Origin of the sequence: Roseateles sp., assembly GCF_036404855.1 — a bacterium.
Classification (GTDB): Bacteria; Pseudomonadota; Gammaproteobacteria; order Burkholderiales; family Burkholderiaceae_C; genus Pelomonas.
Map to the genome: position 1 here is coordinate 1 of NZ_DASWYS010000172.1, position 9,998 is coordinate 9,998.

The following is a 9,998-nucleotide window of genomic DNA, read 5'->3' on the forward strand; positions in this document are numbered from 1 at the left end:
GCCGGCCGCGAGCTGTACGCACAGCTGAAGAAGCTCGAAATTCAGACACCCACCGCGGCCCTGGCGGCGGCCAAGCCGGGCCGGTGGTCCAGGCGCGCCGCCGGCGCTCAGCGCTGGGTCAAACCGGTGATGGTGGTCGAAGTCGCCTTCGCGGAGTGGACGCCAGATGGCTTGGTGCGGCACGCGACGTTCAGAGGCGTTCGCACCGACAAGCCCGCGTCCAGCATCCGGCGCGAAGACGCCACCGCGGTGAAGCCCGCGGCCAAGGCTGCGAAGCGCACCCAGCGCGAATCCACGCTCAGCGTGAAGGTGAGTCACCCGGAGCGCGTCATCGACAAGACCACGGGCATCACCAAGGTCGAGCTCGTTCGCTACTACGAGAGCATTGCCGAATGGATGCTGCCGCATCTGAAGGACCGCCCGGTGTCCTTGGTCCGTGCCCCTCAAGGCATCGAGGGGCAGCTGTTCTTCCAGAAGCACTCGGAGGCCAGGATGCCCGGCATGACCGAACTTGACCCGGACCTCTGGCCGGGCCACGACGCGTTGCTAGTGGTGGACACCGCCGAAGCGCTGGTCGGCGCGGCCCAGTTCAACACCGTGGAGTTCCACACGTGGAACTCCAAGTCTGGCCGCATCAACCTGCCGGACCGGGTGATCTTCGACCTGGACCCCGGCGAGGGCGTGACCTGGGCACACCTGCAGGAGGCCGCGGTGCTGACCCACGGCTTCCTCGAGCAGCTCGGCCTGAAGGCCTGGTTGAAGACCTCGGGCGGCAAAGGCTTGCACGTCGTCGTGCCGGTGGTGCCGAAGCTCGAGTACGACGCCGTGAAGTCGTTCTCACAAGCCGTCGTGCAGCACATGGCCCAAGTGATTCCCACACGGTTCGTCGCCAAGGCCGGCAGCGCCAACCGCGTCGGCAAGATATTCATCGACTACCTGCGCAACGGTCACGGACAGACCACCGCGGCCGCCTTCTCGGCGCGCGCCAGGCCTGGCCTCGGCGTGTCGATGCCGGTGTCGTGGGAGCAACTGCCGGAACTCAAGAGCGGCGCCCAGTGGACCATCGCCACGGCACGTGACTACCTGACGTTCCAGAAGCACGACCCCTGGGTCGATTACTGGAAGAGCAGGCAGACCCTGACCCAGGCCATCAAGCGGCTCAGGACAGCGTAGGCCCCCTCCCCCATCCACAGGAGCCACCATGGTCACCAAGAAGGCAGAAGCATCCGACCCGCCCAAGTCCAGTTCGCGTGCCATCTGGAAGGGCGCCATCTCCTTCGGCCTGGTCCACGTGCCCGTCTCGCTGCACTCCGCCACCGACGAGCAGGAGGTCGACTTTGACTGGCTCGACAAGCGGACGATGGACCCGGTCGGCTACAAGCGCATCAACAAGCGCACCGGCAAGGAGATCGACAAGGACCACATCGTCAAGGGCGTGAAGCTCGAAGGCGACACGTATGTCGTGCTCTCTGACGATGAAATCAAGGCGGCGTATCCCAAGCGAACGCAGACCATCGCCATTGAGACCTTCGTCAAGGCGACCGACGTCTCCTTCGTCTACACCGAGCGGCCGTACTACCTGGCTCCGGAAGGCAAGGCTGACCGGGTCTACGCGTTGCTGCGAGAGGCGCTGACGGAGGGCGGCGTCATCGGCATTGCTCGCTTCGTGCTGCACAACAAGGAGCACCTGGCGGCACTCATCCCGGCCGGACCTGCGCTGATGCTCGGCACGCTTCGCTGGGCGAACGAGATTCGGTCACCCGACGCCCTGAACCTGCCGAAGGAAGGGGTGACCGCCAACAGCCTGAAGCCCGCCGAGCTCAAGATGGCGCTGCAGCTCATCGCCGAGATGACGTCGGCGTGGAAGCCGGCGCAGTTCAAGGACGACTTCACCAGCGCCATCCGTGCGCTTATCCAGAAGAAGGCCAAGGCCGGCAAGACAGCGACGGTGGAGCCCTTCGAGGAAGCGCTCGACCTCAGCGGCTCGAACGTCATCGACCTGAGCGAACTGCTTCGCCAAAGCCTGGGCACCAAGTCCAAGCGCAAGGGCGGCGTCGCCGAGGCGCCGGCGAAGAAGGCCACCACGAAGAAGCCCACCCCGAAGAAGGCAGAGCCTGCGAAGAAGATCGCTTCATCGGCGAACCGGGAGAACCGGGAGAACCGGGCCAAGCGGGCGGCTTGATCCATCCACCAAAAGGTGTCCCCCATGAACGTCGACCTTGCCATCCGCGGCGCGTTGGCCTCGCTGCCTGAGATCTTCAGCGACGCCCATTTTCTCCAAGCCCTCCAACAGCACGACATGACCGCACAGGACGCACGGCTCGCGCTGGAGCGGGCGGTGATGGAGGGTTACGTGTCGCGTGCGCCCAGCTCAGTGCTGTCCAAGCTGCCGAAGGCTGCAGCCGTCGCGTCGCCAGACCACCTCCCGCAGCCGTAGCTGCCGGAGGAATGGTCAGCTGCCCGGCACCGAACGTCTCGGCAGTGGCCGGCTGGTTCCGCCGTTTCCGCCGTTTCCGCCGTTTGCGCGGACTTGGGAAGCTTCCATTCGCTTCCTTGACTGAGCGCGACGCGCAGGCCGGCGCGACGATGAGCGGGAAATCCACGCGGGTGTGAGCCGCCGGCACGGGCGACTTGCACAGGGTCAGAGTGTTTCACGATTGCCGGGTGCCCAAATACGGCCGACAGCCCGCGGAGCGATTTCAATTCAACGGCCAATCACGCTCATCAAATCAGAACCTATCGCTTCGGAGCGTCGGCAGCTAGGGGCGCGCTTTCAGCGCCAGAGACTCCAAGCAGTCGGATGGGTTCAATAAAACCTATGCCGCCATCAGGCAGATACTTATCCACCAACCGTTTGAACGTGCCATCAGCGGACATGCTCTTCAACGCCTCCAAAAGTCGCGCCTGGTCTTGCGGCGAGACGTTTCTCTTTGAGAGGGCGAGACCGGAAGAAGTGGTTGGGCCGTCGGCATACCAGTCCGCAACTTCGATCCGTCCTCGCATCGTTGGAAGGTGCCTGACCATCACCCACGGATAGGTGACGATCAGGTCGACGCGGTGAGCCAAGAAGACGCGCACCGCGGTGTCCACATCGGCAACCCAGCTGACTCGCTTTGCGGTCAACGCCTCCAGGGAAGAGTCGTAACCCTGGCCGTAGGAGGTGCCTTTCACAGCAATGGCGCGAAGGTCAGACTTGGCCAGGAACGCTTCTCGCGTGCTCGCATTTGCCGATTTCCAAACGTATGCCAGCGGTCTGACCGTCAGGATCGGAATGAGCACGGCGGCCTGCCGCCGTTCTTCGGTAGGGATCACCCAGCTTGTGATGTCCAGCGTGCCTTCGTGCATGCGCGCCCACACGCGCGGCTGGGATTCCAGCTCGTACTGAAACACACAGCCGCTGCGAGCCGCCAAGAGCGCGAAGAAGTCGCTGTCGAGCCCAACGGCGTCCACCGCCGGATCAGCGGTCTTTGGCCGCTGCGCATAGACCTGCGGATACTCTTTGAGGCCCACCTTGTACGGGCCGCATCTTCCCTCTGCCGCAAAAGCTGGCCCGCTCGCAGCGGTAGCGATGCACACGGCAAGCAGTCTGGCAGGAAAACAGCGCAGCCCCATTTGCGCCTCCTCGTCATCTTGTTTTCTTCATTAGATGCCGTGCGGCGAGCACTGGGCTCGTTGTTTTCCCGAAGTAAGCAGCCAGCGAACACATGTTGACCCACGCAGTGCGTTCGGTCAGTCAGCCGGCATCCAGCGGTGAGGCAGCAATTCCCTGATGTCGCAGGCCCGCTGCGCCGACAGTCGTTGCAAGACGTCCTTCAACAAGTGTCAAGCTTCATCCAGAACTGACTCCCGCGATCCTCGCTGCTGCGCCTGCCGGTGTTGCACGCCGACGAGACGCCGGCGGCCATGTGGCACCCGGCATCGACAAGACCCATCCCGCGTACCTCCGGGCCTGCGCCGGTGGCATCGCAGGACGGGGATGCCCTTGAGCAGCGGCGGGGGAGCCCGTCAGTGACCGGTCTTCGATTTCGCGGTGGCGGGCAGGCAGTCCTTCATGCAGCGTTTGCTCTTTGCGTCAGGCCGGTCGTCGACATAGAAGGCGTTGCGGTTCGGCATCTGCACCGCCTGAAGGGTCTTGGCATCGACGACGTCGTCGGCCTTCATCAGGCCGTTCACATGCAGGATGTAGCCGGACACGCTGTAGACGTCCTCGTTGCTGAGCGACTGCGGCGCCTGGAAGGGCATGGCGCGCCGGATGTAGTCGAACAAGGTCGTCGAGTACGGCCAGTAGCTGCCCACGGTCTTGAGGGGTTTGTTGGTCGTCAACGACCCCTTGCCCCCCGTCAGCGCGGGGCCCAGGCCACCCTCCAGCTTCATGCCATGACACGACGCGCACGCCGCCTGGTAGACACGTTCGCCGTCGGCGACGGTGCCTTTGCCCGGAGGCAGGCCTTTGCCGTCAGGGAACACATTGATGTCCCAGGCAGCGAGCTCGGCAGGCTTGAGCTCGCGCCCCAGGTTGAGCTCATCGGCACCGGCGCTCAGTGAGGCAAGGGTCAGACAGGCGGCGCCCCCGCAGTGAGCCAGCGATGCCAGGACGTTACGCGCGGCCATTGGTCACCTCCCCATTCGCAGCGACTCGCCAGGGCTGCACCGAGTTGTTGTGATAGAACGAAACGCTGCCGCGCTCCTTCAGCAACTCGCTGAGCAGGGGCTGGACGTAGCCGGTCTCATCGACCGCGCGACTCATGAGCATCAGCTCCTGGCCCCGCCATTCGAAAGGCGCCCTGAAAGAGGTCAGCGCCTTGTTCAGGACCGGCCCGTCGAGCTTCGCGGGCGTCCAGGTGTTGCCGCCATCCACCGACACATCAACGGCCTTGATTTTTCCGTGACCGCTCCATGCGATGCCACGCATCTCATGGCGACCTTGTCGGGTCAGGCGATGCGTGCCGCTCGGTGAGGTAATCAACGACTTGCATTCCATCACGAACGAGAACTTGCGCGACCGTCCGTCAGCCATCAGGTCGGTGTACTTGGCCGTCTCCTCTCGCGAGTAGACAGGCTGGTCAGCGACTTCCAGCCGCCGCAGCCACTTGATGCTCATGTTGCCTTCGAAGCCCGGCACGAACAGGCGCAATGGATAGCCCTGCTCGGGCCGCAGGCGCTCGCCGTTCTGGCTGTACGCGAGAAGGACATCGTCCATGCATTTTTCGATGGGGATCGAACGGGTCATCCCGGCACCGTCCGCGCCCTCGGCAATGACCCACTTCGCACCCGGCTTCACGCCGATATGCGCCAGCACGGCCCTCAGCGGCACCCCCGTCCACTGCGCACCGCTGACCAAGCCGGCGACCTCGGCCGCGGTCTTGCCCCAAGGTGGCAGGAACGAAGGATTGCCGGAGCACTCCATGAAGTAGATGTGCGACTCACTGGGGAACTGGCGGAGCTCATCCATCGTGAAGATGAGGGAGCGGCGCGTCAGCCCATGCACCATGAGGCGATGCAGCGCGGGATCGATCTGCGGCACGCCGGCGTGGTGCCGCTCGTAGTGGAGCCCGTTCGGCGTGATGATCCCGTCAAGCTCCTGCAGCGGCGACGTGCTGTACGCGGACATGGGCTCTTTCAAGCCGGGATACAGCGAACGAATGGCTGTCTTCTCGAACCTGGAGGGCATGCCGTAGGGCGACGCCGTGGGCTCCCCCAGTGACTTCGTCCACTCTGGCACGTTCGGCGGAAGGTTGGCAGCTTCGGCGCCTGCCGCAGCCACGTTCTCAGCCGCCCGCGCCGGTAACTGGAGTGCTGCTGCCGCTGTCGCCACGGCGCCTGCGCTCCCTCGCTTCAAGAAGCGCCTGCGGGCCAGGGCCTCGGTTGACAAATCCGTTGCGTCTGCCGCCATCGGCGGCTCCTCAATTCGAGTGGTCATTCCATGCCTTCCAAGACTCTGCAGGCAGCTCCTGCAACGCAAATTCAGTACCGACCGATCGGTACAATACGATCAACAAAGCGACCAGGTCAAGTTCATAAAACCAGGGTCAACCCGCGCTATATATCACTGGGAATAGTGAATTGACCGCTCGTTCGATGCCAATCTGGACCAGTTGGTCCAGCACAGCACACACCGATGCCTTCGTCAGGCAAACATGAGGATCAGTGGAAGGTCCAAACCGCCTTCGAGATTCCTTCGAGGTCGCTGAGGGCGCGGCGTCGTAGCGGCCCGTCAAGCCGCCTTGAGCATGCGCAGCGCCAGTTCGTTGACCCGCTCCGCAATGACCTCAGCAGTTGGCGCGCGTCCCGGCGTCATCCACAGATAGCCATAGAAGTACATGCCCAGCACGGCCTTGAGCGTGACGTGGTCATAGGGTCTGAACTGCCCCGCATCGGCTCCGTCAACCATGGTGTCCCGCCAGGCTCGCTCGTACTTGCTGTGGTACTCGAGCACCTCGCTCAGACGCGGTTCAGTCAGAGATTGAATTTCCCGAAAGCAGACCGTCAACTCGGCCTGATGGGATGCGATCTTCCGCACGAGGTAGGTGCCCAGCCGCTGCACGCGCTCCGACGGATCACGGACCTCCACCAGCAGCTGAGCCGCTGATTGCGCAAGGTCCCTGATGTACTCCCGGGAAATCTCGTAAAGGAGGTCTTCCTTGCTTCGGATGTGGTGATACAGCGCACCGCGGCCAAGCTTGACCGCATCCTGCAGGTCACTCATGCCGACGGCGTGGAAGCCTCGCTTTGCAAAGAGTTGGGCCGCGATCTTGAGAATCCGCTCCTTCTGAGGCAGTTCCGGATAGTCGACGATGTCCAAGGCGCTCCCCGCCGTACGCGATGCGCTCGATCTTATCTGTACCGACCAGTCCGGTTCGCTGTCCTGGAAGCGTTGAGATCTACTGGCAACCTGTACTGTCGGTTTGCACCAACCCGCTGGAGCGGCTGAACGCCGAGATCAAGCGCAGGACCAACGTCATGGACATCTTCCCCAACGACAACGCCATCACACGGCTGGTCGGCGCCACGATGCTGGAGCAGAACGACGAGTGGAGTCTGACTCGACGCTACATGCAGCTCGAGGGCCTGCAGGCCCTCAGTGATAGTGTCCCAACTCGGCTGTTCGCAGTGGCACGCTGAGTAACCCGCGTATCTCAGCCTGTCCGGGCTGTGGACTTACACCACGCGCTGAGACATCACCCGATCAACATGACTTCGCTGGCCGCTTACGGTGGGGCAGCAGCACACGCTTGTTAGTTTCAGTTCAGGCGGCGCCAGAGACCGCTATTCCCGCAGCACGAGACATATGCTGGCCAGAGGTCTCGTTGACCATCGCGATGCCAGGTCCAGTCGGGTTGAAAGCTGCCATCGCCCCAACAAGCGCCTGGGCCTGCACGCTGGTCAGCACCGTGCCATCGTCGAAGCGGAACTCCTCGACACGATTGTGGGCACTCAAGTACCAGTCCTGGATGGTCAATGACTCTGACGAGTTCTTGATCGTCGCGACCAGGGCATTGCCGCTCTGCGTGAAGCGAATGTCGCTCTGAGTCAGGCCGACGCCAAAACGAACGACATCCGTGACACCGGCCGTGGAATCACTGTCCACAATGACGTCGTTGCCGTAGCCAATGCCGAGCATGTACGTGTCGGCTCCTGCCCCGCCATTGAGCGTGTCGTTGCCGGCTCCGCCATCCAGTGTGTCGTTGCCAGCAGCACCGGCCAAGGTGTTGGCTCCGCTGTTGCCGGTGAGCATATTGGCGAGCGTATTCCCTGTGCCATTGACGCTAGATGAACCGGTCAGCGTCAGGTGTTCAACGTTTGACCCGAGCGTCCACGTTACATTGGACAGGACGATGTCCGTGCCCTCGCCTGCGTTCTCGGCCACGACATCCGTCGTTGCATCCACAATGTAAGTGTCATCTCCCGTACCGCCAACCAAGCTATCGGTACCCGCCCCGCCGTCAAGCGTGTCGTTCCCGGCGCCGCCGGTCAGCGTGTTGTTCGCACCGTTGCCCGTCAGCATGTTGTTGGATGCGTTTCCTGTGCCATTGATCGCCGAGGTGCCTGTCAGTACCAGGTTCTCGAGGTTGGTGCCCAGCGTCCAAGTCACTGCGCTGCGTACGGTGTCGATACCTTCATTGGAGTTTTCAGTAACGACATCAGTCGAGACGTCCACGACATAGGTGTCATTGCCTGCGCCTCCCACCAACGTGTCTTTACCAGCCCCACCGTCGAGCGTGTCGTTGCCTGCGCCACCACTCAGGCTGTTGGCACCACCGTTTCCAATGATGATGTTGTCCAGCGCATTGCCGGCTCCACTGAGCCCGGAGGCACCGGTCAACGTCAAGTTCTCGAGATTGACCCCGAGCGTCCACGACACGCTGGCTTGAACGCTGTCCGTGCCTTCGTTGGCATATTCGGTGATCACATCTCCCGTCGCGTCGACAACATAGCTGTCATCGCCTCGGCCGCCAACGAGGGTATCGGCGCCCGAACCACCGTTCAATGTGTCGTCTCCATCGCCCGCCGAGATGCGGTTGGCACCGCTGTTACCGATCAGCATGTTGGCCAGCTCGTTGCCGGTGCCAGCGATACCTGATGAACCGGTCAACGTCAGATTCTCGACATTGGCTGGCAGCGCATAAGCGACGCTCGACGACACGCTGTCGATGCCTTCACCCTCCTCTTCTTCGATGAAGTCGCCTGCCACCTGTTCGTCCGCAGCCCACACCGGGGCTGCGTCCACCACGTAGCTGTCGTCACCCAGCCCACCCCACATGGAGTCGTCGCCAGTACCGCCGTTCAGTGTGTCGTTGCCCTCGTTTCCGAAAAGCAAGTCATGCCCAGCCCCGCCGCTCAGCGAGTTGTTGCCTGAGTTCCCGTCCAGTTCATTGTCCAGACTGTTGCCGGTGGCGTTGATGTTTGATGTGCCAACGAGAATCAGATCCTCGACGTTGCTCGGCAAGGTGTAGGTCACGGAACTCTCGATGTAGTCGTAGTCGCCTTCTCCGGCGTACTCGATGACGACATCGGAAGTTGAATCTACGATGTATTTGTCGTTGTCTGCGCCGCCAAGCATGCGGTCGGCACCGGCGCCTCCATCCAGCGTGTCCCGACCGGCTCCACCCAGCAGCGTGTCATTGCCCTCCAAACCACGCAACTTGTCATGGCCAGATCCCCCCGTGAGACTGTCAGCACCGCTAGTGCCAACAATGCTTGACAGTTGTTCGATCAATGCATCTGACGTCCAGGTAGTCCCGTCAGCGAAACGGATTAATGCCAGTGACGATGCCTGATTCAGGAAGTCCTTCACCAGGACGGAGTCGGAGGTGCCATTGATGCTCAGAAGCAGGTCGGCACCGCCGGCGCGTGACGCAGACACCTCACCCGGTGCGATTCCCGCAGCCAGCTGTAGCTCGTCATAGCCGCCATTGAAGTTGCCCAAGATGGTGTCAGCTCCATCGCCTCGACCAAAGAGATAGACGTCATCCCCTGCCTCGCCGTACAGGTAATCGTTACCTGCCCCCCCCTGCAGCGTGTCATTGCCAACGCCGCCCCACAGAGTGTCGTTGCCGGATCCGCCATTGAGCGAATCGTTGCCCCCCTCTCCGTAAAGCGAATCACTCCCGGCGGTGCCGTAGATGATGTCGTTGCCGGCGCCACCGTAGGCGCTCACGCCACCGGTGAGAACATCATCGCCATCCCCGCCGGACAATGTGTCGACGCCCCCTTCACCGAAGAGCAAGTCGTCGCCTGCGGCACCAAGAATACTGTCGTCGCCCAGGCCACCATGTATTTCATCGTTTCCGTCATCGCCGGAAAGGTAGTCACTCCCCTCACCTCCGTCGATGACATCGTTGCCACCGCCGCCGTAAATCGTGTCGTTGCCACCAAGGCCCGCCAACGAATCACTCGCTCCATCGGAACCAATCAGGAAGTCTGCACCCGCGGTTCCGAGTGCACTACCCTGGTTGGCCACCAGCGACGCTATGCCCTGCTCGCTGACGACTACACCG

8 protein-coding genes and 1 pseudogene are annotated in these 9,998 nt (G+C 62.5%); 4 read left to right on the forward strand and 5 right to left on the reverse strand.

The features are described from left to right. From ligD to VGF12_RS11485, 3 genes are all read left to right on the forward strand, one after another. The coding region (ligD, locus tag VGF12_RS11475) for a DNA ligase D (protein ID WP_331176175.1) at positions 1-1,173 on the forward strand (1,173 nt) is incomplete at its 5' end. 28 nt (positions 1,174-1,201) lie between these two features. Beyond that, positions 1,202-2,182 carry a Ku protein gene (locus tag VGF12_RS11480; protein ID WP_331176176.1) on the forward strand — a complete coding sequence of 327 codons (981 nt, stop codon included), beginning with the start codon at positions 1,202-1,204 and terminating at the stop codon, positions 2,180-2,182. Between the two features lie 24 nt (positions 2,183-2,206). After that, positions 2,207-2,437 carry a hypothetical protein gene (locus VGF12_RS11485; RefSeq protein WP_331176177.1) on the forward strand — a complete coding sequence of 77 codons (231 nt, stop codon included), beginning with the start codon at positions 2,207-2,209 and terminating at the stop codon, positions 2,435-2,437. Between the two features lie 299 nt (positions 2,438-2,736). Here VGF12_RS11485 and VGF12_RS11490 read toward each other — a convergent pair whose 3' ends face one another. The 4 genes from VGF12_RS11490 to VGF12_RS11505 all read right to left on the reverse strand — a co-directional run bounded on the left by VGF12_RS11490 (position 2,737) and on the right by VGF12_RS11505 (position 6,802). Next, complete coding sequence (locus VGF12_RS11490; protein WP_331176178.1) at positions 2,737-3,612, reverse strand: substrate-binding periplasmic protein; 876 nt, start codon at positions 3,610-3,612, stop codon at positions 2,737-2,739. A 393-nt stretch (positions 3,613-4,005) separates the two neighbouring features. After that, entirely contained in the window at positions 4,006-4,611 is a 606-nt protein-coding gene (locus VGF12_RS11495; protein WP_331176179.1) for a cytochrome c, read from the reverse strand. Then, entirely contained in the window at positions 4,598-5,893 is a 1,296-nt protein-coding gene (gene soxC / locus VGF12_RS11500) for a sulfite dehydrogenase (RefSeq protein WP_331176180.1), read from the reverse strand. Before soxC ends, VGF12_RS11495 begins: the two co-directional genes overlap by 14 nt. A 321-nt stretch (positions 5,894-6,214) precedes the next feature. Beyond that, positions 6,215-6,802: a TetR/AcrR family transcriptional regulator gene (locus tag VGF12_RS11505; RefSeq protein ID WP_331176181.1), complete on the reverse strand. Its 588-nt coding sequence runs from the start codon at positions 6,800-6,802 to the stop codon at positions 6,215-6,217. 107 nt (positions 6,803-6,909) lie between these two features. Between VGF12_RS11505 and VGF12_RS11510 the strand changes: the two are divergent. Further along, a pseudogene (locus VGF12_RS11510) lies at positions 6,910-7,122 on the forward strand (transposase); the annotation flags it as partial. A 124-nt stretch (positions 7,123-7,246) separates the two neighbouring features. Here the strand turns inward: VGF12_RS11510 and VGF12_RS11515 are convergent. Continuing rightward, a partial coding sequence (locus tag VGF12_RS11515) for a calcium-binding protein (RefSeq protein WP_331176182.1) occupies positions 7,247-9,998 on the reverse strand: 2,752 nt, incomplete at its 5' end.